Source organism: Pseudomonas sp. 1928-m (genome assembly GCF_029269135.1).
Taxonomy (GTDB): Bacteria; Pseudomonadota; Gammaproteobacteria; order Pseudomonadales; family Pseudomonadaceae; genus Aquipseudomonas.
Map to the genome: position 1 here is coordinate 53,633 of NZ_JARIXO010000006.1, position 26,611 is coordinate 80,243.

The window sequence follows — 26,611 nt, forward strand, 5'->3', positions numbered from 1 at the left end:
TCTTGCGGCATGCGCCCGTTGTTGTATTGGGGCCTTTGTGCCTCGGTTGCGGTAAGCGGCTTCACCTGCATAGGCAGGCGTGCAATGCCACGTTGGCAATGGGGGCTACTCCCTGTTGCTGAAATAACAACAATCAAGAGGGGAGCTCCCCAATGACTGCAAATACTCCGATGCTCGTCACCTTCGTGGTGTACATCGCGCTCATGGTGCTGATTGGCCTGTTCGCGTACATGCGCACCAAGAACCTTTCCGATTACATCCTGGGCGGTCGCAGCCTGGGTAGTTTTGTTACCGCCTTGTCGGCGGGTGCATCGGACATGAGCGGCTGGCTGCTGATGGGCTTGCCGGGCGCGGTATACCTGTCCGGTCTGTCTGAAGGCTGGATCGCCATCGGCCTGATTGTCGGTGCTTACCTGAACTGGTTGTTCGTGGCTGGTCGTCTGCGTGTGCAGACCGAGCACAACGGCAATGCCCTGACCTTGCCGGATTACTTTACCCACCGCTTCGAAGACAGCAGTCGCGTGCTGCGCATCTTCTCTGCCCTGGTGATTCTGGTGTTCTTCACCATCTACTGCGCCTCGGGCGTTGTGGCCGGTGCCCGCCTGTTTGAAAGCACCTTCGGCATGTCCTACGAGACTGCGCTGTGGGCCGGTGCTGCGGCGACCATCGCCTACACCTTTATCGGTGGTTTCCTGGCGGTTAGCTGGACTGACACTGTGCAGGCCACACTGATGATCTTCGCCCTGATCCTCACCCCGATCGTGGTGCTGATTGCCACCGGCGGTGCCGATGCCACCTTTGCGGCGATCGAACTGAAAGACGCTACCAGCTTCGACATGCTCAAAGGTGCGACCTTTGTTGGCGTGATCTCGCTGATGGCCTGGGGCCTGGGCTACTTCGGCCAGCCGCATATCCTCGCGCGCTTCATGGCCGCTGACTCGGTGAAGTCGATTCCAGCAGCCCGTCGTATCTCCATGACCTGGATGATTCTGACTCTGGCAGGCGCCGTGGCTGTGGGCTTCTTCGGTATTGCGTACTTCTCCGCCAACCCGGACCTCGCAGGCCCGGTGACCGAGAACCCAGAGCGCGTATTTATCGAGCTGGCCAAGCTGCTGTTCAACCCGTGGATCGCCGGCATCCTGCTGTCTGCCATTCTCGCTGCCGTAATGAGCACCCTGAGCTGCCAGTTGCTGGTGTGCTCCAGCGCCCTGACCGAAGACTTCTACAAAGCCTTCCTGCGTAAAGATGCTTCGCAGACCGAGCTGGTATGGGTCGGCCGTGGCATGGTGCTGCTGATTGCCATCGTTGCCATCATGCTGGCTGCCAACCCGGAAAACCGCGTGCTGGGCCTGGTGTCCTACGCCTGGGCAGGCTTCGGTGCTGCGTTCGGTCCGGTGGTGATCCTCTCGCTGGTCTGGAAGCAGATGACCCGCAACGGCGCGTTGGCCGGCATGCTGGTCGGTGCCATGACCGTAATCCTGTGGAAGAACTTCCTCGGCCACCTGGGCCTGTACGAAATCATCCCAGGCTTTATCTTCGCCACCATCGCCATTCTGGTGTTCAGCAAGATCGGCAACGGCCCATCGGCCAGCATGATCAAGCGCTTCGACGAAGCTGAGAAGGAATACCAATCGGTTTGATGGCTTGAGATACCTGGCAACTGACTGGTCGCTCAGTTGCCCCGCGGATTCGCTTCGCGGCGATGTGCGTGCGACCCGATAGTGCTTCGCCGGCCCACACCTTTGGTGTGGGCCGGCTTTTTTATGGCTGGCCATCCATGGCCGCCACCCTTCGGGCCGTCGCTACGCGACGTTAAAAATTGTTCCAGACAATTTTTTATGGCTTGCCATTAAGGTCGCACCCAGCGGGCGGCGTCTTTACGCGACGTTAAAAATGGTTACCGGCCATTTTTTATGCCCGCAATAAGCTTCAGGCAGCCGCGCTGCGCTTTCGATTGGCCGCTGGTTTGGCTAAGGTGGCGGGGTTTGCCTTAATCGAGCTGTTCGTACAGGTTCTGCATGACTCAATCACCGAAAGACCCGCTGCATGGCGTGACCCTCGAAGCCATTCTCACCGCCCTGGTTGCCCAGTACGGTTGGGACGGCCTGGCCGAGCGCATCGATATCCGCTGTTTCAAAAGCGACCCGAGCATCAAGTCGAGCTTGACCTTCCTGCGCAAAACTCCTTGGGCGCGGGAGAAGGTCGAGGCGCTGTATATACGTTCGCAAGCGCGTAAATAGGAGCGGAGAGCGGGTTCGATAATCTGGCACCCTTGTTGCAATACCTCAGCAAACGCCGCGAAGCGTCAAAAAACCGCGGCCAGTGGAGGTAGTGATGAGCCAGGGTGTTGAATTCAATCGCTTGATGCTGGAGATGCGTTCCATGCAGGCCGACGCCATGGCGCGTCAGAAGCCTGTCACCAGCACGCCTGAACCTGGCGCGCCGAGCTTTTCCGAGATGCTCGGGCAGGCCGTGGGTAAGGTCAACGAAACCCAGCAGGCCTCCAATAAGCTGGCAACCGCCTTTGAGATGGGCACCAGCGGCGTGGATTTGACGGACGTGATGATCGCGTCGCAGAAAGCCAGCGTTTCCTTTCAAGCCATGACCCAGGTGCGCAACAAGCTGGTTCAGGCTTATCAAGACATTATGCAGATGCCGGTTTAAGGGTAGGGCTGAATCATGGCTGAAGCCGTCGCTGCAAACGTACCTGCCACCACCGGTGGTGATGAGCCGAAGAAACCGCTGTTCGGCCTGACCTTTCTGGAAAACCTCGCCGATATGTCGATGCTGCGCCAGATCGGCCTGCTGGTCGGTCTGGCTGCCAGCGTGGCTATCGGTTTTGCCGTGGTGCTGTGGTCGCAGCAGCCCGATTACCGTCCGCTGTATGGCAGTCTCGACGGTATGGATGCGTCCCAAGTAATGGAGACGTTGGACGCCGCCGCCATCAAATACACCGTGGAACCCAACTCCGGCGCGCTGCTGGTCAAGTCTGATGACCTGGCTCGCGCTCGCATGCGCCTTGCGGCTGCTGGCGTTGCGCCGAAGGACAATAGCGTCGGCTTTGAAATTCTCGACAAGGAACAAGGCCTGGGTACCAGTCAGTTTATGGAGGCCACCCGCTATCGTCGCGGCCTGGAAGGCGAGTTGGCACGTACCGTTTCCAGCTTGAACAACGTCAAGGCCGCTCGTGTGCACCTGGCCATTCCGAAGAGTTCGGTGTTTGTGCGCGATGAGCGCAAGCCAAGCGCCTCGGTGCTGGTGGAGCTGTATTCCGGGCGCGGCCTGGAGCCAAGCCAGGTGATGGCCATCGTCAATCTGGTCGCCAGCAGCGTGCCGGAAATGGACAAGGCCCAGGTCACCGTGGTCGACCAGAAGGGCAATCTGCTTTCGGATATTCAGGAAATGTCCGAACTGACCATGGCCGGCAAGCAGTTCGATTACAGCCGCCGCATGGAAAGCCTGTTCACCCAGCGCGTTCACAATATTCTGCAGCCGGTGCTGGGCTCGGGCCGCTACAAGGCCGAAGTGTCGGCGGATGTGGATTTCAGTGCGGTGGAATCCACCTCGGAAATGTTCAACCCCGATCAACCGGCGCTGCGCAGTGAGCAGTCGGTCAACGAACAACGTACCAGCAGCCTGCCGCCGCAGGGTGTGCCGGGCGCCCTGGCCAACCAGCCGCCGGGTGCGGCGGCAGCCCCTGAGCAAGCTGGCGGCGCTGCCGCGGTGCCTGGCCCGATTGCCGCAGGGCAGCCGCTGCTGGATGCCAACGGCGCGCAGATCATCGACCCGGCCACTGGGCTGGCCATGCTGGCGCCGTATCCGGCGGACAAGCGCGAGCAATCCACGCGCAACTTCGAGCTGGATCGCTCGATCAGCTACACCAAGCAGCAGCAGGGCCGCTTGCGCCGGCTGTCGGTGGCGGTGGTTGTGGATGATCAGGTGAAGATCGATGCGGCCAGCGGTGAAACCACTCGGGTGCCGTGGAGCAGTGATGATCTGGCGCGCTTTACCCGCTTGGTGCAGGACTCGGTAGGCTTCGATGCCACCCGTGGTGACAGTGTCAGCGTGATCAATACGCCGTTCTCCGCCCAGCTGGGTGAGGAGATGATTGAAATTCCGTTCTACACCCAGCCGTGGTTCTGGGATGTGGTCAAGCAAGTGCTCGGCGTGCTGTTTATCCTCATCTTGGTGTTCGGTGTGCTGCGGCCGGTGCTCAACAACATCACAGGTGGCGGCAAGGGCCAGGGCGATGGCCGCGATGGCGATGTCGAACTGGGCGAAATGGGCGCGCTGGGTGGTGATCTGGCCGAGGACCGCGTAAGCCTGGGCGGCCCACAAAGCATCCTCCTGCCGAGCCCGAGTGAGGGGTATGATGCACAATTAAACGCCATCAAGAGCCTGGTCGCAGAAGACCCAGGCCGCGTAGCCCAGGTTGTGAAAGAGTGGATTAACGCCGATGAGTGAAAATCGAACCGCCACTAAATTGAGCAAGGTCGACAAGGCTGCGATTCTGCTGCTGTCGCTGGGTGAAACCGACGCGGCTCAGGTGCTGCGCCACCTCGGGCCGAAGGAAGTGCAGCGGGTCGGCGTGGCCATGGCCGGCATGCGCAATATCCAGCGCGAGCAGGTTGAGCAGGTGATGGGCGAATTTGTCGACATCGTCGGCGATCAGACCAGCCTGGGTGTTGGTGCCGACGGCTATATCCGCAAGATGCTCACGCAGGCGCTAGGCGAAGACAAAGCCGGCAACCTGATCGACCGCATCCTCCTCGGTGGCAGCACCAGTGGCCTAGACAGCCTGAAATGGATGGAACCGCGCGCCGTAGCCGACGTGATCCGCTACGAGCACCCGCAGATCCAGGCCATCGTGGTGGCCTACCTCGATCCCGATCAGGCTGGCGAAGTGCTTGGCCACTTCGACCACAAGGTGCGCCTGGATATCGTCCTGCGCGTATCGTCGCTGAATACCGTGCAGCCAGCGGCGCTGAAAGAACTCAACCAGATTCTCGAGAAGCAGTTCTCCGGCAGCTCCAACACCACCCGCGCCGCGCTCGGCGGGGTCAAGCGCGCCGCCGATATCATGAACTTCCTCGACAGCTCGGTCGAAGGCCAGCTGATGGACTCGATCCGCGAAGTCGACGAAGACCTCTCCAGCCAGATCGAGGACCTGATGTTCGTCTTCGACAACCTGGCCGATGTCGACGACCGTGGCATCCAGGCGCTGCTGCGCGAGGTGTCCTCCGACGTGCTGGTGCTGGCGCTCAAGGGCGCCGACGAGGCAATCAAGGAGAAGGTCTTCAAGAACATGTCCAAACGTGCCGCCGAACTGCTGCGCGACGATTTGGAAGCCAAAGGTCCGGTGCGCGTCAGCGACGTGGAAACCGCGCAGAAGGAAATCCTCACCATCGCCAGGCGTATGGCCGAAGCCGGGGAAATTGTCCTGGGCGGCAAAGGCGGCGAGGAAATGGTTTAACACATGGCCAGTAATGGTTTAACACATGTCCAGTAAAGAACCGCCCAGCGAGCTGATTCGCGCCAAGGACCTCAAGGGCGTTGACCTGTGGGCGCTGCCCAGCTTTGACCCGGAAGTGGAAACGCCTGAGACCAGCGAAGAGGAGCAAGCGTCCGAGCAGCCGGTTGAAGCGGGCGAGCAGGCACAGGCTGAGAGTGAAGAGGTTGCCCTGGAAGACGTCAAACCCTTGACGTTGGACGAGCTGGAGGCGATCCGCCAGGACGCCTACAACGAAGGTTTTGCCACCGGCGAGAAAGACGGCTTCCATGCCGGCCAGCTGAAAGCCAAGCAGGAAGCCGATATCGCCCTGGCCGCCAAACTGGCTGGGCTGGAGCAGTTGATGACCCAACTGTTCGAGCCGATTGCCGAGCAAGACCAGCAGCTTGAAGAGGCCATGGTCAGCCTGCTCGGGCAGATGGTGCGTCAGGTGATTCAGCGTGAGCTGGTCAGCGACTCCAGTCAGATTCGCCAGGTGCTCAGCGAGGCGCTCAAGCTGCTGCCGATGGGCACTGGCAACATCCGCATTCACGTCAATCCGCAAGATTTCGAGATGATCAAAGCCCTGCGTGAGCGCCACGAAGAGAGCTGGCGGATTCTCGAGGACGCTTCCTTGCTGCCTGGTGGTTGTCGGGTGGAAAGTGAACTCAGCCGTATCGACGCCACGGTGGAAACCCGTCTGAGTCAGGCGATCAAGCAGCTGTTTGAGCAGCAGCGCGAACAGGCGGCGCACCCGTTGGAGGCCGATCTGCATACCGACTTGGATGCCCTGCCGGCAGAGGCGCCTCAGATATATAGCCAGGCGAGCCCGGATGCGCCTTGATCGGGTGAGTTTCGCCAAGCGCCTGGCCGGTTACAGCGAAGCCGTGGCGCTGCCGACCCAGCCGCAGGTCGAAGGCCGATTGCTGCGCATGGTCGGCCTTACCCTRGAAGCCGAAGGCCTGCGCGCCGCCCTGGGCAGCCGCTGCCTGGTGATCAACGATGACAGCTATCACCCGGTGCAGGTTGAAGCCGAGGTGATGGGTTTTTCCAACGGCAAAATCTTCCTTATGCCGGTCGGCAGCCTGGCCGGCATCGCCCCGGGTGCCCGCGTGGTGCCGCTGCCGGATACCGGGCGTTTGCCCATGGGCATGTCGATGCTTGGTCGGGTTCTCGATGGCACCGGCCGCGCCCTTGATGGCAAGGGCGGCATGAAAGCCGAAGACTGGGTGCCGATGGACGGCCCGGCGATCAATCCGCTAAACCGCCACCCGATCAGCGAACCGCTGGATGTCGGTATCCGCTCGATCAACGGCTTGCTGACTGTGGGCCGCGGCCAGCGTCTCGGCCTGTTTGCCGGTACCGGTGTGGGTAAGTCGGTGCTGCTCGGCATGATGACGCGCTTTACCGAGGCCGACATTATTGTGGTCGGGCTGATCGGTGAGCGGGGCCGCGAAGTTAAAGAATTTATCGACGAGATTCTCGGTCACGAGGGCCTCAAACGCTCGGTGGTAGTGGCCTCGCCGGCCGATGATGCGCCGCTGATGCGCCTGCGCGCGGCGATGTATTGCACGCGAATTGCTGAGTACTTCCGCGATAAGGGCAAGAACGTCCTGCTGCTGATGGATTCGCTGACCCGTTTCGCCCAGGCCCAGCGCGAGATCGCCCTGGCCATTGGCGAGCCGCCGGCAACCAAGGGTTATCCGCCTTCGGTATTTGCCCGCCTGCCCAAGTTGGTGGAGCGCGCCGGCAATGCGGAGAAGGGCGGCGGTTCGATTACCGCCTTCTACACCGTGCTCAGTGAGGGCGACGACCAGCAGGACCCGATTGCCGATGCCGCCCGTGGTGTGCTCGATGGTCATATCGTGCTGTCGCGGCGGTTGGCTGAGGAGGGGCATTACCCGGCCATCGATATCGAGGCGTCGATCAGCCGGGTGATGCCACAGGTGGTCAGCGCCGAGCACCTGCGCCTGTCACAGCGCTTCAAGCAGCTGTGGTCGCGTTATCAGCAGAGTCGCGACCTGATCAGCGTCGGCGCCTATGTGCCCGGCGGTGATGCTGACACCGACCTGGCCATCGCGCGCCAGCCGGCCATGGTCAAGTACCTGCGGCAGAACCTGCAGGACAACGAAAGCCTGGAAAACAGCAGTGCACAGCTGGCCGCGACCTTCAACCCTGCCGCAGCAGGCGCGTAAGCCATGGCGCAAAGCCGCGCCGCGCGGCTGGCCCCGGTGGTCGACATGGCCGAGCGTGCCGAGCGTGAAGCTGCTTTGCAGCTGGGCCATTGCCAGGGGCTGCTGCGCCAGGCCGAAGTGCAGTTGGGTGACCTGGAGCGCTACCGCGGTGATTACCAGCAGCAGTGGATTACTGAAGGCCAGCGCGGCGTCTCCGGGCAGTGGCTGATGAACTATCAGCGCTTTCTTACCCAGCTGGAAACCGCCATCGGCCAGCAGCGCAACAGCGTCGACTGGCACCGCGGCAATATGGAAAAGGTGCGCGAGGTCTGGCAGCAGCGCTACGCGCGCCTGGAAGGTTTGCGCAAACTGGTCAAACGCTATCAGGACGAAGCGCGCCTGGCTGAAGACAAGCGTGAGCAGAAATTGCTCGATGAGCTCTCGCAGCGCATATCCGCCCGTGATTCGCAGTCTTGAGCGCGAATTGCCGTTTACTTGAAACTGAAGGCGACACATCAACCAGCCTAAACAGTTGCCGCATGGGCATTGCGATGCTACATCTTGATCATGCATAACCTGCAGTCTGGCCCACCTGAACGTGCGGCCTGGTCTTTTCGTTTATAGGAGTAATTCATGGCCATCACCTCGCTGCCCTCATCCGATGGGCAAGAGCTGACCATTCTGATTCAGGGACGCTTCGATTTCGGTGCGCATCAGGAATTTCGCAATGCCTACGAACGCGTCAACAGTACCCCGCAGCGTTACGTCGTAGACCTCAAGGACACCACCTACCTGGACAGCTCGGCGCTGGGCATGCTGTTGCTGTTGCGTGATCACGCCGGCGGCGACAGCGCGCAGATCCGTCTGCTCAACTGCAACCCGGATGTGCGCAAGATCCTCGCTATCTCGAATTTCGAGCAGCTGTTCAAAATCGCCTGATCGGGGCGCATGCCATGCCAGAGCGTCTGTCCATTCTGATCGCCGAGGACAACGCGGCTGATCGCATGCTGCTGTCGACCATCGTCAGCCGCCAGGGGCACCGGGTGCTGACCGCCAGCAATGGTCTGGAGGCGGTGGCCCTGTTCGAGCAGGAGCGTCCGCAGTTGGTACTGATGGATGCCTTGATGCCCGTTATGGATGGCTTTGAAGCCGCGCGGCGGATCAAGCAGGTGGCCGGCGAGGAGCTGGTGCCGATCATCTTTCTTACCTCATTGACCGAAGGCGAAGCCCTGGTGCGCTGCCTGGAAGCCGGCGGTGACGACTTTCTTGCCAAACCCTATAACCGGGTGATTCTCGAAGCCAAGATCAAGGCCATGGACCGCCTGCGCCGCCTGCAGGACACCGTGCTGCAGCAGCGCGACCTGATTGCCATGCACAACGAACACCTGCTCAACGAGCAGCGCGTGGCCAAGGCGGTGTTCGACAAGGTGACTCACTCCGGTTGCCTGGATGCACCGAACATTCGTTATCTGCAATCGCCCTACGCGGTGTTTAACGGCGATCTGCTGCTGGCTGCGTTCAAGCCGTCAGGCGGCATGCATGTGCTGCTGGGTGACTTCACCGGCCACGGTTTGCCTGCGGCAATTGGCGCGATGCCGCTGGCCGAGGTGTTCTACGGCATGACGGCCAAGGGCTATTCGCTGGCCGAAGTGCTGCGCGAGATCAACGCCAAGCTCAAACGTATTCTCCCGGTCGGGGTGTTCTGCTGCGCTACGGTGCTGAATATCAGCTTCCAGCGCCAGGTGGTCGAAGTGTGGAACGGCGGTCTGCCGGATGGCTATCTGCTGCGCGGCAGTGGCCAGCGTTTGCCGCTGGTGTCGCGGCATTTGCCGTTGGGAGTGCTGGAGCCGACCGCATTCAATGACAAATACGAGGTTTACCCGCTGGCGCTGGGAGATCGGGTTTTCCTGCTTTCCGATGGCGTGTTGGAGGCCTGTAACAAACAGGGCGAGTTGTTTGGTGAAGGGCGGTTGCTTGAGGTGTTCGCTGCCAATCAGCAGCCTACGGCGCTGTTCTCTGAGATCCAGCGGGCGCTGACCCATTTCAGTGGCGAGCAGCAGGATGACGTTAGCCTGCTTGAAGTCAGCCTGGTCGATGACGCCGAGCTGAGTCGGCCGCCGCTGGCCTTCGCCGATAATGGCCAGAGCCATTCGCTGGACTGGTCGGCCAGCTTCGAGTTTCGCGGGGAAACCCTGCGTCATTTCAATCCCTTGCCGTTCCTCTTGCAGTTGCTGCTGGAGGTGCAGGGGCTGCGCCCCCAGGGCGGCGCCTTGTTCAGTGTGCTGGCCGAGCTGTATTCGAATGCGCTGGAACATGGCGTGCTGGGCCTTGATTCGGCGCTCAAGGCGAATGCCGAAGGGTTTGCCGAGTATTATCGCCAGCGCAGCGTAAGGCTGGCTGCGCTGACCGACGGCTTTGTGCGCTTTCATCTGCAATTATTGCCGGAAGGCGCGGGCGGGCGCTTGATCGTCCGGGTCGAAGACAGCGGTTCGGGCTTCGATGCCCAGCAATTACCGGTGGAACCCCGCGATGCCCATAGCTTGAGCGGTCGCGGGCTGGCGTTGGTCAGGCAACTGAGTGAGCGTTGCAGTTGGGGCGACGGCGAACCGGGGGTGCGCGTGGAGTTTTCCTGGTTGCCTGGGGCATAATCCAAGGCAACACGCCAGGGGAGCGAGCAGTTGTCCGATATTCACCTTGATAGCGCAGTATTGGCGGCTTTGCAGGACGTCATGGAAGATGAATACCCGGTGCTGCTGGATACCTTCCTGATCGACTCCGAAGAGCGCCTGTTGGTGCTGCGTCAGGCTGAGCGGGCGGCCGATGCGCAGAGCTTGCGCCTGGCGGCGCACAGCTTTAAAGGCAGCTGCAGCAATATGGGCGCGCTGATGCTGGCTGGGCTGTGCAAGCAGCTGGAGGAGGCCGGGCGGCGCGAGCAGCTGGAACAGGCCCCTGAGCTGGTCGAGCAGATTGAGCGTGAATTTGCCATTGTGCGCATCCTGCTTAAATCCGAACGTCAGCGTTATCGGCACTAGTCTTGCTGCTTGTGTCCCCAGTTGCTGCATTTCCCCCTGCTGAATCTGCCGGTCAACAAGTTGGCCCGCGCCTTGCAAAACTCTCCGCACGACCAACCCCGAACGGAGAGTATCCATGTCCGTTGCCCCCGATCTGCTGCTCAAGTCGGCACCTGAAGTAAAGCCCAGGGCTGCTGCATCAAAACCGCCGGAAAAACCCGCGCAGCCCAATAGAAATGAGGCTTCCAGCTTCTCTCAGGTGTATGCCAGAGAGCGTCAGGCCAAGGCCTCCGAGCGCAGCGATGCATCTGCTAAGCCCGCACGGGAGAGTAAACCGGCGGAAAAACCAAGTGAGGATGCACAGGCCCTTGCCGCTGCTGGGCAGAGCGGGCTTGCCGATAGCGGCAAGCCTTTGCCGAGCGAGCCGACTGTTGAAGGTGTTGTGCTTGATCCGTTGCTGTTGTTGGGCATTACCGGTGAGTTGCCCCCCGAGGAAAGCGAAGAGCTGACAACCGTCAGCGACATGCTGCCCGTGGCTACGACCAGCCTGACCGGCTCGGGCACGGCGAGCATGACCGAGGCCAGCTTTGATCCTGAGCTGGATGCACTTAACCAGTTGCCGGCCGTTCGTATGGCTTTGGAGATGGGTGCTAAGGAAAAGCTACAGTCCGACCAGGCAGCGACCCCCTCAGCGCAGGCGCAAAGCGTCAGCCAGAGTTTGCTGGCCAGTCAGGTTGTACAGGATGAAGTACCAGTAGAAGACGATGCCCTGGAGCTGCCGGAATTAAAGCTCGAAGCCCTTACCGGCAAAGGTCTTGAAGCGCTGAAGGAGGGTACGGCGAACAATACGCCGGAAAACTTTGTCAGCAAGCTGAATGCGCTGAGCCAGGCCATTGCTCAACAGACCCCGCTGTCCGCCCGCGCGCCGGTGGTGGTTGGGCAGCCGGTGCCCATGCAGCAGGGCGGCTGGAGCGAAGCGGTGGTGGATCGGGTGATGGTGATGTCCAGCCAGAATCTCAAATCCGCCGAAATTCAGCTCGATCCAGCTGAGCTGGGCCGTCTGGAAGTGCGCATCAGCGTCAACCAGGAGCAGAGCCAGGTCACCTTCGCCAGCCCGCATGCCGGGGTGCGTGAGGCGCTGGATTCGCAGATGCACCGCCTGCGTGAGCTGTTCGCCCAGCAGGGCATGAACCAGCTGGACGTGAACGTCTCCGATCAGTCGCTCAGCCGTGGCTGGCAAGGGCAGGAGGGCGATGGCGGCAAAGGTCGCGGTGGCGCCTCCAGTGAATTGCTCGGCGCGGATGAGGAACTGCATTCGAACGCTGCCGAAGCGGCTCGCACGACATCTGTGAGTGCCCGTGGCTTGGTCGATTACTACGCCTAAGAATCCATTCAAAGGCTAGCGAGCTAGAGCTATGCAAGGCAAAAGCAGGTGAGGAGGCGGAGTGTACGGCTGTACACGAGCACTCTGAGCCTGCTTTTAACGCAGCAGGGCCGACGCGCAGCTGGCTTTGATTGGGTTCTAAAGCGCTTGCTGCTGTAGTTGCATGCCCCACTGATCTAAACTGCATTTCGCCCGGCTCCCATTGTGTGGAAGCCGGGCGATTTTTTTGGGGCGTGGGTTTATCTAATGCCTTGGTCATATCACCCGCAGGTGCTGGGCCACCCGTACTGAGCAGGTTTGTTAACAGACTGGCATAACACTTGCTCTTAACCCTTTGAAAACGGATAGAACTCCGAATAACGACGGATTATTGGCATGGCTAAGAAAGAAGCAGCACCCGCAGCGGCAAATGCCGAGGCGAAACCAGCCGGCAAAATGAAGCTGATCATTATCATCGTTATTGCTGTGCTGCTGGCTGTGGGCCTTTCCGTGGGGGGAACCTTGTTCTTTCTGAACAAGAAGGATACAGGCGCTGATGAGGCCAAGGCAGAAGCCAGCGCCGAGCCTGCGGTGCCGGTCAAGCAGGCGGCGATCTATGAAGAGTTGTCGCCGGCCTTTGTGGTGAACTTCAACCATCAGGGGCGTGCCCGTTATATGCAGGTCAGCGTGGCTCTGATGACCCGTGATCAGGCGGCCCTGGATGCGCTCAAGGTGCATATGCCGGTGTTACGTAACCGCCTGGTGATGCTGTTTTCCGGTCAGGACTTTGCTTCCCTGATTACCCCGGTGGGCAAGGAAATGCTGCGCCAGCAGGCGACCGCCAGCGTGCAGGAGCTGGCCGAGAAAGAGACCGGCAAGGTTACGGTCGAGCAAGTGTTGTTCACCAACCTCGTGTTGCAGTAATCAGGAGCCGTATATGGCTGTGCAAGACCTGCTTTCCCAGGATGAAATCGATGCCCTGCTGCATGGCGTCGATGACGGCTTGGTTGAAACCGAGGACGAAGCCGAACCGGGAAGCGTCAAACAATATGACCTGACCAGCCAGGACCGGATTGTCCGTGGGCGCATGCCGACGCTTGAGATGATCAACGAGCGTTTCGCCCGCTATACCCGTATCAGCATGTTCAACCTGCTACGCCGCTCCGCCGATGTGGCGGTGGGTGGCGTGCAGGTGATGAAATTCGGCGAGTACGTGCACTCGCTGTACGTGCCGACCAGCCTCAACCTGGTAAAGATGAAGCCGCTGCGCGGCACTGGCTTGTTTATTCTTGACGCCAAGCTGGTGTTCAAGCTGGTGGATAATTTCTTTGGCGGCGACGGCCGTCATGCCAAGATCGAAGGTCGCGAATTCACCCCCACCGAGTTGCGCGTGGTGCGCATGGTGCTGGATYAGGCCTTTATCGACCTCAAGGAAGCCTGGCACGCGGTGATGGATATCAACTTCGAGTACGTTAACTCGGAAGTGAACCCGGCGTTGGCCAACATCGTCAGCCCCAGTGAAGTGATTGTGGTGTCCACCTTCCATATCGAGCTGGACGGCGGTGGCGGCGATCTGCATATCACCATGCCTTATTCGATGATCGAGCCGATCCGCGAGATGCTCGATGCCGGCTTCCAGTCCGATGTCGACGATCAGGACGAGCGCTGGATCAAGGCGCTACGCGAAGACATTCTCGGCGTCAGTGTGCCGCTGGGCGCAACTGTTGCCCGCCGCCAGCTCAAGCTGCGCGACATTCTGCATATGCAGCCCGGTGACGTGATACCGGTGGAGTTGCCGGAAAGCGTAGTGCTCTGTGCCAACGGCGTGCCCTCATTCAAGGTCAAGATGGGGGCGCACAAGGGCAAACTGGCTTTGCAGGTGCTCGGCCCCATTGAGCGTAACCGCTAATCCCCCTATTCAACGCCAGCCGAGGAAAAACGATGGCAGACGAAAACGAAAACGAAGCCAGCTCCCCCGAGGAACAGGCACTTGCCGATGAGTGGGCGGCTGCATTGTCCGAGGCCGGCGATGCCGGGCAGGACGATATCGACGCCATGCTTGCCGCCAGCGACCCGGGGCCAGCGGCGCCGCGTGCGCCGATGGAAGAGTTCGACAGTGCGCCGAAGATCAATCTGCCGGTTAATCTGGACGGGCCGAATCTGGATGTGATTCTGGATATCCCGGTGTCGATCTCCATGGAAGTCGGCAACACCGATATCACCATTCGCAACCTGCTGCAGCTAAACCAGGGGTCGGTGATTGAGCTGGATCGCCTGGCCGGTGAGCCGCTGGATGTACTGGTCAACGGCACCCTGATTGCCCACGGCGAAGTGGTGGTGGTTAACGAAAAGTTTGGCATCCGCCTGACCGACGTGATCAGCCCAAGCGAACGCATCAAGAAGCTGCGCTAACCATGCATAGACTCCTTCTGCTGGGCCTGGCTTTACCCTTTGCAGCGATTGCTGCAGAACCCGCCACGCAAACGGCTGTACCCCTTGCCGGAGCGGGCATGGGCGGGCAGCTTGTGCAGCTGTTGCTGGGCCTGCTGTTGGTTATAGGTCTGATCTTTCTGCTGGCCTGGCTGATGCGTAGGGTGCAGCAGATCGTGCCGCGTGGCGGTCAGGTGATCAAGGTATTGGCAACCCAGGCCCTGGGGCCGCGTGATCGCCTGGTGCTGGTGCAGGTGGGCAGCGAGCAGGTGTTGCTAGGGTTGACGCCAGGCAACATCACCTCGCTGCATGTACTGAAAGAGCCGGTGCATTTACCGGCTGCCGAGCCGGCCTCTACCGAGTTTGCCCAGCGTCTGATGGAGCTGTTGGGCAAGGATCAGAAGGACAAGTCCTGATGCTGCGTTTGTTGCTGGTGTTGGTTTTTAGCCTGGGGGCTTCACTGGCGTTCGCCGCAGATCCGCCGACTGCCAGTACCTTGATTCAGTCGGGCAGCAACCCGCTGTCGATCCCGGCAATCACCCTGAGTACCGACACGGCCGGGCAGCAGGAATATTCGGTCAGCCTGCAGATCTTGCTGATCATGACGGCGCTGAGCTTTATTCCAGCGTTTGTCATGCTGATGACCAGCTTTACCCGGATCATCATCGTCTTCTCGATTCTGCGTCAGGCCCTGGGCTTGCAGCAGACGCCGTCGAACCAGATTCTGGTCGGTCTGGCGCTGTTTCTGACCATGTTTATCATGGCGCCGGTGTTTGATCAGATTAACCGCGAAGCGTTGCAGCCCTACCTGAACGAGCAGATGACAGCGCAGGATGCCATCGTCAAGGCCGAAGGGCCGATCAAGAACTTTATGCTGGCGCAGACCCGCGAAAGTGATCTGGAGCTGTTTGTGCGCCTGTCCAAGCGTACCGACATCGCCAGCCCGGAAGATGCGCCGCTGACCATTCTGGTGCCGGCGTTCGTTACCTCCGAACTGAAAACCGCTTTCCAGATCGGCTTTATGATCTTTATCCCGTTCCTGATCATCGACATGGTGGTCGCCAGTATTCTGATGGCGATGGGGATGATGATGCTCTCGCCGCTGATTATTTCCCTGCCGTTCAAGATCATGCTGTTTGTGTTGATTGATGGTTGGGCGCTGATTATGGGCACCCTGGCCGCTAGCTTTGGAGGGTTTTAGGCATGACCCCTGAAGTGGCAGTAGATCTGGTGCGCGGGGCTCTGTGGCTGACCGCCAGCATCGTGGCGATCATTGTGGTTCCCAGCCTGATCGTCGGTTTGCTGGTGGCCATGTTCCAGGCCGCGACCCAGATCAACGAACAAACCTTGAGCTTTCTACCGCGTCTGTTGGTGATTCTGGTGGTTCTGATCATTGCCGGGCCTTGGCTGGTGCGTGAGCTGATGGAATACACCGAGAACCTGATCATGAACATTCCGCTGTTGATTGGCTGATATGTTCGAGCTAAGCAACGAGCAGATCGGCGCCTGGGTGGGCAGTTTTCTGCTGCCGCTGTTTCGCATTGCTGCGCTGCTGATGTTTATGCCGATCATCGGTACTCAGCTGGTTTCGGCGCGAGTGCGCCTGTATCTGTCCTTGGCTATCTGTCTGGTGATCATGCCGACCCTGCCGCCGATGCCGGTGATTGATGCGATCAGCGTGCAGGCGTTTATATGGATCGCCCAGGAGATTCTGATTGGCATGATGCTGGGCTTTGTTCTGCAGTTGTTCTTCCAGGTTTTCGTGATTGCCGGGCAGATCGTCGCCATGCAGATGGGATTGGGTTTTGCCTCCATGATTGACCCGGCTAACGGTATTTCGGTGCCGGTGATTGGTCAGTTGTTCATGATTCTGGTGACCTTGCTGTTTCTCGCCATGAACGCCCATCTGGTGGTGTTCGAAGTGCTGACCGAGAGCTTTTTCACCCTGCCGGTTGGCGGTGGCTTTCTGGTGGAAAACTACTGGGAAATTGCCAACAAACTGGGCTGGGTGTTGGGTGCCGCCCTGCTTCTGGTATTGCCGGCGATAACCGCGCTGTTGGTGATCAACCTGGCGTTCGGGGTCATGACCCGCGCTGCGCCGCAGTTGAATATCTTCTCCATCGGTTTCCCGCTGACCCTGGTGTTGGGCATGGTGATCGTCTGGATCGGCATGACCGATATCCTTGCGCAGTACCAGGTATTTGCCACCGAGGCGTTGCAATTCTTGCGTGAAATGGCGGGGGCGAGCTAAGTCATGGCCGAATCCGAGAGTGGCGCCGATAAAAGCGAGGAACCCACGGAGAAACGCCTGCGCGAATCCCGTGAGAAGGGCCAGATTGCCCGTTCCAAAGAGCTTAATACCCTGGCCGTAACCCTCGGCGGCTTTGGCGGCATGTTGGCTTTCGGCGGCAGTATGGCCAATGCCATGCTCGACATCATGCGTGGCAACTTCTCGCTACCCCGTGATGTGATCATGGATGAGCGCAGTATGGCCCTGTGGCTTGCGGCATCTGGGCAAATTGCGATGGAGGCCTTGTTCCCGCTGTTCGTGCTGTTGCTGATCGTGTCGATTGTGGGGCCGATTTCTCTCGGTGGCTGGCTGTTTTCTGCCGAAGCCATGGCGCCCAAGCTCAGTCGGATGGACCCCTTGGCGGGGCTTAAACGCATGTTTTCGACCAGTGCTCTGGTCGAATTGCTCAAGGCTCTGGCCAAGTTCATTCTGATTCTGCTGGTAGGTATGGCTGTGTTGTCGGCCTGGCAGGACGACTTGTTGGCGATTGTCCATGAGCCGATTGAGTCGGCCATTCTGCACTCTGCCACTGTAGTGGGCTGGAGCGCGCTGTGGATGTCCTGCGGGCTGATTCTGATTGCCGCCGTGGATGTGCCATTTCAGCTCTGGAGCAGCAAACAGAAGCTGATGATGACCAAGCAGGAAGTACGTGACGAGTACAAGGACAGCGAGGGTAAGCCCGAGGTCAAGCAGCGTATTCGCCAGCTGCAGCGGGAAATGGCCGAGCGGCGCATGATGCAGTCGGTGCCCGACGCCGACGTGGTCATCACCAACCCGACGCACTTTGCCGTGGCCTTGAAGTACGACCCAACCAAGGGCAGCGCCCCAGTGCTGCTGGCCAAGGGGGGTGACTTCACCGCCCTGAAGATTCGCGAAATCGCCAATGAGCACAAGGTCATGGTGCTGGAGTCGCCGGCCTTGGCGCGGGCGGTGTTCTATTCCACCGAACTGGATCAGGAAATCCCGGCCGGCCTGTACCTGGCCATCGCCCAGGTGCTGGCTTACGTCTACCAGCTGCGCCAGTACCAGGCCGGCAAGGGCAAGCGCCCAGGGCCGCTGCCGGAGATGCCAATCCCGCCGGATTTACGCCGCGACGAGTGACGCTTAGCCCCATTGCAGCAGGCTTGGCGGTTGTTACCTGGCTCTGGCAAAGTTGGACAGCTTCTTGCAAAACCCTCCCCAAAGGCGCGGCTCGCGTCAAAAGATTGAATTGGCTGGGGTAGTGGTGTGGCAATAGATCGCTCGCAAATGATCGGTGATGTGCGCAGCAACCTGTCGGGGTTGAAGCAGGGCAACCTGGGCATACCGCTGATGCTGCTGGTCATGCTCGGCATGGTCATGCTGCCGATTCCACCGTTTCTCCTCGATGTGCTGTTCACCTTCAGTATTGCCCTGTCGATTGTCGTCCTGCTGGTGGCGATCTACGCCCTGCGTCCGCTGGATTTCGCGGTATTCCCGACCATTCTGCTGGCGGCCACCTTGCTGCGCCTGGCGCTAAACGTCGCCTCCACGCGGGTGGTGCTGCTCAATGGCCAGGACGGTCACGACGCTGCCGGTAAGGTGATCCAAGCCTTCGGTGAAGTGGTGATCGGCGGCAACTACGTGGTCGGTATCGTGGTGTTCGCCATTCTGATGATCATCAACTTCGTGGTGGTCACCAAGGGCGCTGGACGTATCTCCGAAGTCAGCGCACGTTTCACCCTGGATGCTATGCCCGGCAAGCAGATGGCCATCGACGCTGATCTAAATGCCGGTTTGATCGACCAGGCTGAGGCCAAGAAGCGGCGCAGTGAAGTGTCTCAGGAGGCTGACTTCTACGGTTCTATGGACGGTGCCAGCAAGTTTGTTCGCGGCGATGCGATTGCCGGTCTGCTGATTCTGTTTATCAACCTGATCGGTGGCATTGCCATCGGCATGTTCCAGCACTCTCTGAGTTTTGTTGACGCTGGGCGCATCTACACCTTGCTGACCATCGGTGATGGTCTGGTGGCGCAGATCCCTTCGCTGCTGCTGTCGACAGCTGCGGCGATTATGGTGACCCGGGTTTCCAGTTCGGAAGACATGGGCGCCCAGGTCAACCGGCAGATGTTCGCCTCGCCGCGTGCGCTGGCGGTGACCGCTGCGGTGATGATCACCATGGGCCTGGTCCCCGGCATGCCGCATTTTTCCTTTATCAGCCTGGGCCTGGTGGCTGCCGGTGCGGCGTACTGGATTGCCAACAAGCAGCGTGCGACCAAGGAAAACGAGATCAAGGAGGTGCAGCGTCAGCAGGAGCTGCTGCCGGCGCAGAAGTCCCAGGAGGTCAAAGAGCTAGGCTGGGATGATGTAACCCCGGTGGATATGGTCGGCCTGGAGGTGGGCTATCGCCTGATTCCACTGGTGGACCGTAATCAGGGGGGGCAGCTGCTGGCGCGGATCAAGGGCGTGCGCAAGAAGCTTTCCCAGGAGATGGGCTTTCTCATGCCTTCGGTGCATATCCGCGACAATCTTGACCTGCAGCCCAATGCTTATCGCCTGACCCTGATGGGCGTCAGCGTGGCCGAGGCCGAGGTGTATCCGGATCGTGAACTGGCGATCAACCCCGGTCAGGTGTTCGGCCCACTCAACGGTATCGCCGCCAAAGACCCGGCATTTGGCCTGGAGGCAGTGTGGATCGACCCGGCTCAGCGTGATCAGGCGCAGTCGCTCGGCTACACCGTGGTGRACGCCAGCACCGTGGTCGCCACCCATCTCAACCAAGTGCTGCACAAGCATGCCCACGAGCTGCTCGGTCACGAAGAAGTGCAGCAACTGATGCAGTTGCTGGCCAAGAGCTCGCCCAAGCTGGCCGAGGAGCTGGTGCCGGGGATGATTTCCCTGTCGACCCTGCTCAAGGTGCTGCAGACCTTGCTCCAGGAGCAAGTGCCGGTGCGCGATATCCGCACCATTGCCGAGGCCATCGCCAATGTCGCGGTGAAGAGTCAAGATCCCGCCGCGATGGTCGCCGCCGTGCGTGTCGCGTTGGCCCGCGCAATCGTGCAAAGCATTGTGGGACTAGAGCTGGAGCTGCCTGTGATCACCCTGGAACCCAGGTTGGAACAGATATTGCTCAACAGTATCCAGAAGGCCGGTCAAGGCTCCGAGGAGGGCATCCTCCTGGAGCCGGGCATGGCCGAGAAGCTGCAGCGTTCCCTGGTGGAAGCGGCGCAGCGCCAGGAAATGCTCGGCAAGCCAGTGATTCTGCTGGTAGCCGGTCCGGTCCGGGCGATGCTCTCGCGATTCGCGCGGCTGGCGGTTCCGAGTATCCATGTACTGGCATACCAGGAAATTCCGGATAACAAGCAGGTCACCATCGTTGCGACGGTGGGGCAGAACTAACCGAGGTTACAGGCCATGCAGGTCAAACGCTTTTTCGCCGCCGATATGCGTACCGCCATGAAGCTGGTGCGTGATGAGCTGGGTGCCGATGCCTCGATCATTGGCAATCGCCGGGTAGCCGGCGGTGTCGAACTGACCGCCGCGCTGKATTATCAGGTGCCTGCCGCACCGGCCCGTCAGCCCAACCCGGCGCTGGAAGCCGAGCTGCGCAAGACCCAGGCAAAAATCGCCACGGCCCAGGCCGAGCTGACCACCCGCACCCAAGTCGATGCCGGCAAGGACCGCCAGCTGTTTGGCGCCGCCGATAGCCTGCCTGCTGACAGCCTGGCTGCCGTGATGCGCAAATCTCAGGCAGCACCTGCTGCAGCAACCGACCAACGCGCCCTGGATGCCATGCGTTTTGAACTGCACGGCTTGCGTGAGCTGATTGAAGTGCAGCTGGGCTCGATTGCCTGGGGCCAGCTGCAGAACCGTCGTCCGCAGCAAGCCAATCTGTGGCGCCGCCTGCAGCGCATGGGCCTGTCGGCCGAATTGTCGAAAGCGCTGCTGGAGCGTGTCAGCACCGTGACCGAACCGCGTCAGGCCTGGCGCATGCTGCTGGCGCATCTGGCTCACGCAATCAAAACGCCGAAGCAGGAACCGATGGAAGAGGGCGGTGTAATCGCCCTGGTGGGCCCGGCGGGCATGGGCAAGACCACCACCCTGGCCAAGCTGGCGGCGCGTTACGTGCTCAAGTACGGCGCGCAGCATATTGCCTTGGTCAGTCTGGACAGCTACCGCATTGGTGCTCAAGAACAACTCAAGACTCTGGGGCGCATTCTCAATGTCCCGGTAACTCTGGTTGATCCGGGTCAGTCGCTGACCCAGGCCCTGGCTCCGCTGGCGCGCAAGCGTGTGGTGCTGATCGACACTGCCGGCCTGCCAGCCAACGACCCAGCCCTGCGTATGCAGCTGGAAACCCTGGCCAGCCGTGGCGTCAATGCAAAAAATTATCTGGTAATGGCCGCTACCAGCCAGGGCCAAGTGCTGAAAGCCGCCTACCATAGTTATAAGCGCTGCGGCTTGTCTGGCTGCATCCTGACCAAGGCGGATGAAGCCACCAGCCTGGGTGAGGTTTTAGGACTGGCTATTAGCCAGCGTCTACCGGTAGCCTATCTCACTGATGGGCCACGCATTCCCGATGACTTGCAGATTCCCCGCAGTCATCAACTGGTTAGCCGGGCCGTAGGGCTGCAGGCGACCCAGGATCCAAGCGAGGATACGATGGCGGAGATGTTTGCCGGCCTTTACCAGCAACCCGCACGACGCGTCAGTTAAGCGTCAGGCTGTTGGAATTGAACCGCGCTTAGCCGGCCAAGTGGCTCCAGTCGAAGTTAGACAAGGTGTGTAGAAATATGGGTATGCATCCCGTACAGGTGATTGCGGTGACCGGCGGCAAAGGTGGCGTCGGTAAGACCAACGTCTCGGTGAACCTGGCGTTGGCCCTGGCTGATCTCGGCCGTCGGGTGATGTTGATGGACGCCGACCTGGGCTTGGCCAACGTCGATGTGCTGCTTGGCCTGAGCGCCAAACGCACCCTGGAAGACGTTATCAGCGGCGAATGTGAGCTGCGCGATGTACTGCTGCAGGGGCCGGGGGGCATTCGTATCGTGCCGGCGGCGTCTGGCATTCAGAGCATGGTGCAGCTGTCACCCATGCAGCATGCCGGGCTGATTCAGGCATTCAGCGATATCAGTGACAACCTCGATGTGCTGATCATCGACACCGCTGCCGGTATCGGTGATGGCGTGGTCAGCTTCGTGCGCGCCGCCCAGGAAGTGCTGGTGGTGGTGTGTGATGAACCGACTTCGATTACCGACGCCTACGCGCTGATCAAATTGCTCAACCGCGACCACGGCATGAATCGTTTCCGTGTATTGGCCAATATGGCCCACAGCCCGCAGGAAGGTCGCAACCTCTTTGCTAAGCTGACTAAAGTCACCGACCGTTTTCTCGACGTTGCCCTGCAGTACGTAGGCGCCGTGCCGTATGACGAGTCAGTGCGCAAGGCCGTGCAGAAGCAGCGCGCGGTCTACGAAGCCTTCCCGCGCTCGAAGTGCGCGCTGGCGTTCAAGGCGATAGCCCAGAAAGTCGACGCCTGGCCGTTACCGGCCAACCCGCGCGGTCATTTGGAGTTTTTCGTTGAGCGTCTGGTGCAGCAACCGATCGCGGACACGGCCATATGACAGCAGCCTCTGGACTTCGTATGTATAGCAAGGCGCAGGCGCAGGATTCCCAGCACCAGTTGATCGAGCGCTACGCGCCCCTGGTCAAACGCATTGCCTATCACCTGCTGGCCCGTCTACCGGCCAATGTGCAGGTAGACGATCTGATTCAGGCCGGGATGATCGGCCTGCTCGAAGCGTCAAAAAAATACGACTCCAGTAAAGGCGCCAGTTTCGAGACATTCGCCGGCATTCGCATTCGCGGTTCGATGCTTGATGAGGTGCGCAAAGGTGACTGGGCACCCCGCTCAGTGCATCGCAATAGCCGCATGGTCAGCGACGCAATTCGAAAAATTGAGGCCAGAACCGGCAGAGACGCTAAAGATCAAGAGGTTGCGGCCGAACTCCAATTGAGTCTCGAGGATTACTACGGCATTCTTGGCGACACTTTAGGCAGCCGCCTGTTCAGTTTCGACGACCTGTTGCAGGACGGTGAACACGGTGGGTTGGGTGAAGACGCTGGCAGCAACCACCTCGAACCTTCTCGTGATCTGGAAGATGAACGCTTTCAGGCGGCCCTGGCAGATGCCATTGCCAACCTGCCGGAGCGCGAGCGCCTGGTGTTAGCGCTATATTACGATGAAGAATTGAATCTTAAAGAGATCGGCGAGGTGTTGGGGGTTAGCGAATCACGTGTAAGCCAACTACACAGTCAGTGTGCCGCTCGTTTACGCGCTCGTCTGGGCGAGTGGCGCGCACATTGAGTTGCATTCGCTAACGCTGGGCCGGTTTCACGATTAAAAGCGCATACAGGTTGCTGGGTGCGTTTGGGACTGTACGGAGGTCGACTTGGACAAGAACATGAAAATCCTCATCGTTGATGACTTTTCAACGATGCGACGGATCATCAAGAACCTCCTGCGTGACTTGGGGTTCACCAACACAGCGGAAGCCGATGATGGCGTCACCGCGCTGCCCATGCTGCAGAGCGGCAGTTTCGATTTTCTGGTGACTGACTGGAACATGCCCGGCATGACGGGTATCGACCTGCTACGCGCGGTGCGTGCCGATGAGCGCCTGAAAACCCTGCCGGTGTTGATGGTTACCGCAGAAGCCAAGCGCGATCAGATCATCGAAGCAGCCCAGGCTGGGGTTAACGGTTACGTAGTCAAACCGTTCACTGCCCAGGTACTGAAAGAGAAGATTGAAAAGATCTTCGAGCGGGTCAACGGCTGATGTTTGCCATGAGGGTGCTATGGAACATAAAGATTCCGTTCAGGGTGACCTTGAGTCGTCCCTGAAACACAACGCTCGCCAACTGGTAGACAGCCTGGAACAAGGCAACTTTGGTGAAGCGGTACAGCTGATACATGAGCTCAACAAGGCGCGTGATCGCGGCCTGTATCACGAGGTCGGCAAGCTGACCCGTGAGCTGCATAACGCCATTGTCAATTTCCAGCTCGACCCTCGCGTGCCGCATGCCACTGAGGTCTCGCAAATCACCGATGCCACCGAGCGGCTGAATTACGTGGTGACGATGACCGAGAAAGCGGCCAACCGCACCATGGATCTGGTTGAGCAGAGCGCACCACTGGTTAATGACCTCAGTGATGAGGCGCAAAGCCTGAGCGCTGACTGGGGGCGCTTTATGCGCCGCGAGATGAGCGCCGATGGTTTCCGTGAACTGGCCAAGCGCGTTGAGCTGTTTTTGGCGCGCAGCGAGCGTGACGGCGCCAAGATATCTGGTCACCTCAACGATATTCTCTTGGCTCAGGACTACCAGGATCTGACCGGGCAGGTGATCAAGCGTGTAACCCAGTTGGTGACCGAGGTTGAAAGTAATCTGCTGAAACTGGTGCTGATGGCCAGTCAGGTGGATCAATTTGCTGGCATTGAGCACAACCATGAGTTGCTCCGCGCCGAACAAGAAAAACAAAAAGAGCCTTCGCATGGTGAAGGTCCGCAGATTCATGCCGATAAGCGTGAAGACGTCGCATCCAATCAGGATGATGTCGACGACCTGCTTTCCAGCCTGGGATTTTAGGAGCACGTCTTATGAGCTTCGGCGCCGATGAAGAAATCCTCCAGGACTTCCTGGTAGAGGCCGGCGAGATTCTTGAACTACTGTCCGAACAGCTCGTTGAGCTGGAAAGTCGCCCGGACGACATGAATCTGCTCAACGCTATTTTTCGCGGGTTTCATACCGTCAAAGGTGGTGCCGGTTTTCTCCAGCTCAACGAGCTGGTGGAATGCTGCCATATCGCAGAAAACGTCTTCGACATCCTGCGTAAGGGTGAGCGGCGCGTCGACTCCGCGTTGATGGATGTGGTGCTGGAAGCACTGGATGCCGTCAACAGCATGTTTACCGAAGTACGTGAGCGTACTGATCTGACTCCCGCTACCCCTGAGCTGCTTGCCGCCTTGGCACGCCTGGCTGAGCCAGCAGGTGCAGAGGAAGTCGCGCCAGTTGAAGCGCAGGCTGAGCCCGAGCCTGAAATCGAGATTGCAGAGGCCGCTGGCGATATCACCGACAGTGAATTTGAGCAGTTGCTGGGCTCCTTGGACGAGTCTCCGGCGCAAGCTCCCAGTGCTGCCAGCAGCGATGAAATTACCGATGATGAATTTGAATCCTTGCTCGATCAGCTGCACGGCAAGGGGCAGTTTGTAGCTCCTGACGTTGCTGTTGCACCCGCCGCGCCAGTTGCTGCTGCGCCAGCGGCAACAGCCGCGGCCGGTGATGAGATCACTGATGATGAGTTCGAATCGCTGCTCGATCAGTTGCATGGCAAAGGCCAGTTTGTCCCGCCTGCTGTATCTGCGCCTGCCGCACCTGCGGCCAAAGCTGAGCCTGCTGCCGCGCCGAGCGGTGATATCACCGACGATGAGTTCGAAGCACTGCTTGATCAACTGCATGGCAAAGGCAAGTTTGTCGAGCCTGAAGCGATCAAGCCCGTTGCGCCAGCTCCGGCTGCCAAACCTGCTGAACCTGCCAAGGCCGCCGCTAAACCCGCTGCAAAACCTGCTGCCAAGGCGGAACCGGCCAAGGCACCTGCTGCTCCGGCTGCCGCACCTGCAGCCGAGAAGGCTGCGCCACCTAGCGAGGCGGAAACCACTGTGCGGGTTGATACCGCGCGGCTGGATGAAATCATGAACATGGTCGGCGAACTGGTGCTGGTGCGGAACCGCCTGGTGCGTCTGGGTGCCAGTAGTGGTGATGAAGCCATGTCCAAGGCAGTGTCCAACCTGGATGTGGTAACGGCTGATCTGCAAACGGCGGTGATGAAAACCCGCATGCAGCCGATCAAGAAGGTCTTCGGGCGCTTCCCGCGTCTGGTCCGCGATCTGGCGCGCAACCTGAAAAAAGAGATCAACCTGGAGCTGGTCGGTGAAGAAACCGACCTCGACAAGAACCTGGTTGAAGCCCTGGCCGATCCATTGGTCCACTTGGTGCGTAACGCGGTCGACCACGGCATTGAAACCCCGGAAGAGCGCGAAGCCTCGGGCAAGCCACGCGGCGGCAAGGTGATCCTGTCCGCCGAGCAGGAGGGCGACCATATCCTGCTGTCGATCTCCGATGACGGTAAAGGTATGGATGCCGATCAGCTGCGTGCCAAGGCCGTGGAGAAAGGTCTGCTGGATAAGGACGCTGCCGACCGCCTCAATGAATTCGAATGCTACAACCTGATCTTCGCGCCGGGCTTTTCGACCAAGACCGAGATTTCCGATGTGTCCGGTCGCGGTGTGGGCATGGACGTGGTGAAAACCAAGATTTCCCAGCTCAATGGCACGGTCAACGTGTTTTCGGTCAAGGGCCAGGGCTCGAAGATCGTCATTAAGGTGCCGCTGACCCTGGCGATCATGCCGACGCTGATGGTGATGCTGGCCAATCAGGCGTTCGCCTTCCCGCTGGTCAACGTCAACGAGATTTTCCACCTGGATTTGTCGCGAACCAATGTGGTCGACGGCCAGGAAGTGGTGATCGTGCGCGATAAGGCTTTGCCGCTGTTTTACCTCAAGCGCTGGTTGATCGGCAGTGCTGCTCATGTGGAGCAGGGCGAGGGCCATGTGGTGATTCTCACCGTTGGCAGCCAGCGCATCGGTTTCGTGGTCGATCAACTGGTCGGTCAGGAAGAAGTGGTGATCAAGCCGCTGGGCAAAATGCTGCAGGGCACTCCAGGCATGTCGGGCGCGACCATCACCGGTGATGGACGTATTGCCCTGATTCTTGACGTGCCGAGCATGCTTAAACGTTACGCCCGGCGTATCTGATTGTTAGCGGCGCAGCTATCTGTCG

The 26,611-nt window shown here is 59.8% G+C and carries 27 protein-coding genes; all 27 read left to right on the forward strand.

The window, feature by feature from the left end; genetic code table 11:
* The first annotated feature begins 152 nt into the window (after positions 1-152).
* Positions 153-1,640: a sodium/proline symporter PutP gene (gene putP, locus P3C18_RS17110; protein ID WP_275963033.1), complete on the forward strand. Its 1,488-nt coding sequence runs from the start codon at positions 153-155 to the stop codon at positions 1,638-1,640.
* Positions 1,641-2,018: 378 nt separating this feature from the next.
* Positions 2,019-2,240: a VF530 family protein gene (locus P3C18_RS17115; protein ID WP_275963034.1), complete on the forward strand. Its 222-nt coding sequence runs from the start codon at positions 2,019-2,021 to the stop codon at positions 2,238-2,240.
* A 94-nt stretch (positions 2,241-2,334) separates the two neighbouring features.
* Positions 2,335-2,664: a flagellar hook-basal body complex protein FliE gene (fliE, locus tag P3C18_RS17120; RefSeq protein ID WP_136666327.1), complete on the forward strand. Its 330-nt coding sequence runs from the start codon at positions 2,335-2,337 to the stop codon at positions 2,662-2,664.
* 15 nt (positions 2,665-2,679) lie between these two features.
* Positions 2,680-4,464 (forward strand): flagellar basal-body MS-ring/collar protein FliF, encoded by a 1,785-nt coding sequence (fliF, locus tag P3C18_RS17125; RefSeq protein WP_275963035.1) that lies wholly within the window; start codon positions 2,680-2,682, stop codon positions 4,462-4,464.
* Positions 4,457-5,473, forward strand: a complete 1,017-nt coding sequence (gene fliG / locus P3C18_RS17130; RefSeq protein WP_275963036.1) for a flagellar motor switch protein FliG — start codon at positions 4,457-4,459, stop codon at positions 5,471-5,473. Before fliF ends, fliG begins: the two co-directional genes overlap by 8 nt.
* Before the next feature lie 25 nt (positions 5,474-5,498).
* Complete coding sequence (gene fliH, locus P3C18_RS17135) at positions 5,499-6,332, forward strand: flagellar assembly protein FliH (RefSeq protein WP_275963037.1); 834 nt, start codon at positions 5,499-5,501, stop codon at positions 6,330-6,332.
* Complete coding sequence (gene fliI, locus P3C18_RS17140) at positions 6,322-7,683, forward strand: flagellar protein export ATPase FliI (RefSeq protein WP_275963038.1); 1,362 nt, start codon at positions 6,322-6,324, stop codon at positions 7,681-7,683. The genes fliH and fliI overlap by 11 nt, the downstream gene beginning before the upstream one ends.
* A 3-nt stretch (positions 7,684-7,686) precedes the next feature.
* The gene (fliJ, locus tag P3C18_RS17145) at positions 7,687-8,139 is read left to right on the forward strand and encodes a flagellar export protein FliJ (protein ID WP_275963039.1); all 453 of its coding nucleotides are present in this window, start codon (positions 7,687-7,689) and stop codon (positions 8,137-8,139) included.
* 156 nt (positions 8,140-8,295) lie between these two features.
* Positions 8,296-8,601: an STAS domain-containing protein gene (locus P3C18_RS17150; protein WP_090252075.1), complete on the forward strand. Its 306-nt coding sequence runs from the start codon at positions 8,296-8,298 to the stop codon at positions 8,599-8,601.
* A 14-nt stretch (positions 8,602-8,615) separates the two neighbouring features.
* Positions 8,616-10,310 (forward strand): fused response regulator/phosphatase, encoded by a 1,695-nt coding sequence (locus P3C18_RS17155; protein WP_275963040.1) that lies wholly within the window; start codon positions 8,616-8,618, stop codon positions 10,308-10,310.
* 30 nt (positions 10,311-10,340) lie between these two features.
* Entirely contained in the window at positions 10,341-10,694 is a 354-nt protein-coding gene (locus P3C18_RS17160; RefSeq protein ID WP_275963041.1) for an Hpt domain-containing protein, read from the forward strand.
* A 115-nt stretch (positions 10,695-10,809) separates the two neighbouring features.
* Positions 10,810-12,057, forward strand: coding sequence for a flagellar hook-length control protein FliK (locus P3C18_RS17165; RefSeq protein ID WP_275963042.1), 1,248 nt, complete (start codon positions 10,810-10,812; stop codon positions 12,055-12,057).
* Positions 12,058-12,432: 375 nt separating this feature from the next.
* Entirely contained in the window at positions 12,433-12,960 is a 528-nt protein-coding gene (gene fliL, locus P3C18_RS17170) for a flagellar basal body-associated protein FliL (protein ID WP_275963043.1), read from the forward strand.
* A gap of 13 nt (positions 12,961-12,973) precedes the next feature.
* Entirely contained in the window at positions 12,974-13,945 is a 972-nt protein-coding gene (gene fliM, locus P3C18_RS17175; RefSeq protein WP_275963044.1) for a flagellar motor switch protein FliM, read from the forward strand.
* A 32-nt stretch (positions 13,946-13,977) separates the two neighbouring features.
* A complete protein-coding gene (gene fliN / locus P3C18_RS17180; protein ID WP_275963045.1) occupies positions 13,978-14,448 on the forward strand; it encodes a flagellar motor switch protein FliN in 471 nt (156 codons plus the stop codon).
* Between the two features lie 2 nt (positions 14,449-14,450).
* Entirely contained in the window at positions 14,451-14,882 is a 432-nt protein-coding gene (gene fliO / locus P3C18_RS17185; protein WP_275963046.1) for a flagellar biosynthetic protein FliO, read from the forward strand.
* Positions 14,882-15,667, forward strand: a complete 786-nt coding sequence (fliP, locus tag P3C18_RS17190; RefSeq protein WP_275963047.1) for a flagellar type III secretion system pore protein FliP — start codon at positions 14,882-14,884, stop codon at positions 15,665-15,667. Before fliO ends, fliP begins: the two co-directional genes overlap by 1 nt.
* 2 nt (positions 15,668-15,669) lie before the next feature.
* Positions 15,670-15,939: a flagellar biosynthesis protein FliQ gene (fliQ, locus tag P3C18_RS17195; RefSeq protein ID WP_275963048.1), complete on the forward strand. Its 270-nt coding sequence runs from the start codon at positions 15,670-15,672 to the stop codon at positions 15,937-15,939.
* Between the two features lies 1 nt (position 15,940).
* Complete coding sequence (gene fliR / locus P3C18_RS17200; protein ID WP_275963049.1) at positions 15,941-16,717, forward strand: flagellar biosynthetic protein FliR; 777 nt, start codon at positions 15,941-15,943, stop codon at positions 16,715-16,717.
* 3 nt (positions 16,718-16,720) lie between these two features.
* Entirely contained in the window at positions 16,721-17,857 is a 1,137-nt protein-coding gene (gene flhB / locus P3C18_RS17205) for a flagellar biosynthesis protein FlhB (RefSeq protein ID WP_275963050.1), read from the forward strand.
* A 132-nt stretch (positions 17,858-17,989) separates the two neighbouring features.
* Positions 17,990-20,113: a flagellar biosynthesis protein FlhA gene (flhA, locus tag P3C18_RS17210; protein ID WP_275963217.1), complete on the forward strand. Its 2,124-nt coding sequence runs from the start codon at positions 17,990-17,992 to the stop codon at positions 20,111-20,113.
* A 15-nt stretch (positions 20,114-20,128) separates the two neighbouring features.
* Positions 20,129-21,430 (forward strand): flagellar biosynthesis protein FlhF, encoded by a 1,302-nt coding sequence (flhF, locus tag P3C18_RS17215; RefSeq protein WP_275963051.1) that lies wholly within the window; start codon positions 20,129-20,131, stop codon positions 21,428-21,430.
* Positions 21,431-21,507: 77 nt separating this feature from the next.
* Positions 21,508-22,338 (forward strand): flagellar synthesis regulator FleN, encoded by an 831-nt coding sequence (gene fleN / locus P3C18_RS17220; RefSeq protein ID WP_090252106.1) that lies wholly within the window; start codon positions 21,508-21,510, stop codon positions 22,336-22,338.
* Positions 22,335-23,081, forward strand: coding sequence for an RNA polymerase sigma factor FliA (gene fliA, locus P3C18_RS17225; protein ID WP_167145311.1), 747 nt, complete (start codon positions 22,335-22,337; stop codon positions 23,079-23,081). The genes fleN and fliA overlap by 4 nt, the downstream gene beginning before the upstream one ends.
* Positions 23,082-23,178: 97 nt before the next feature.
* Positions 23,179-23,553 (forward strand): chemotaxis response regulator CheY, encoded by a 375-nt coding sequence (locus P3C18_RS17230; protein ID WP_178091816.1) that lies wholly within the window; start codon positions 23,179-23,181, stop codon positions 23,551-23,553.
* 19 nt (positions 23,554-23,572) lie between these two features.
* The gene (locus P3C18_RS17235) at positions 23,573-24,361 is read left to right on the forward strand and encodes a protein phosphatase CheZ (RefSeq protein WP_275963052.1); all 789 of its coding nucleotides are present in this window, start codon (positions 23,573-23,575) and stop codon (positions 24,359-24,361) included.
* A gap of 11 nt (positions 24,362-24,372) precedes the next feature.
* Positions 24,373-26,586, forward strand: coding sequence for a chemotaxis protein CheA (locus P3C18_RS17240; protein ID WP_275963053.1), 2,214 nt, complete (start codon positions 24,373-24,375; stop codon positions 26,584-26,586).
* Positions 26,587-26,611 lie beyond the last annotated feature (25 nt).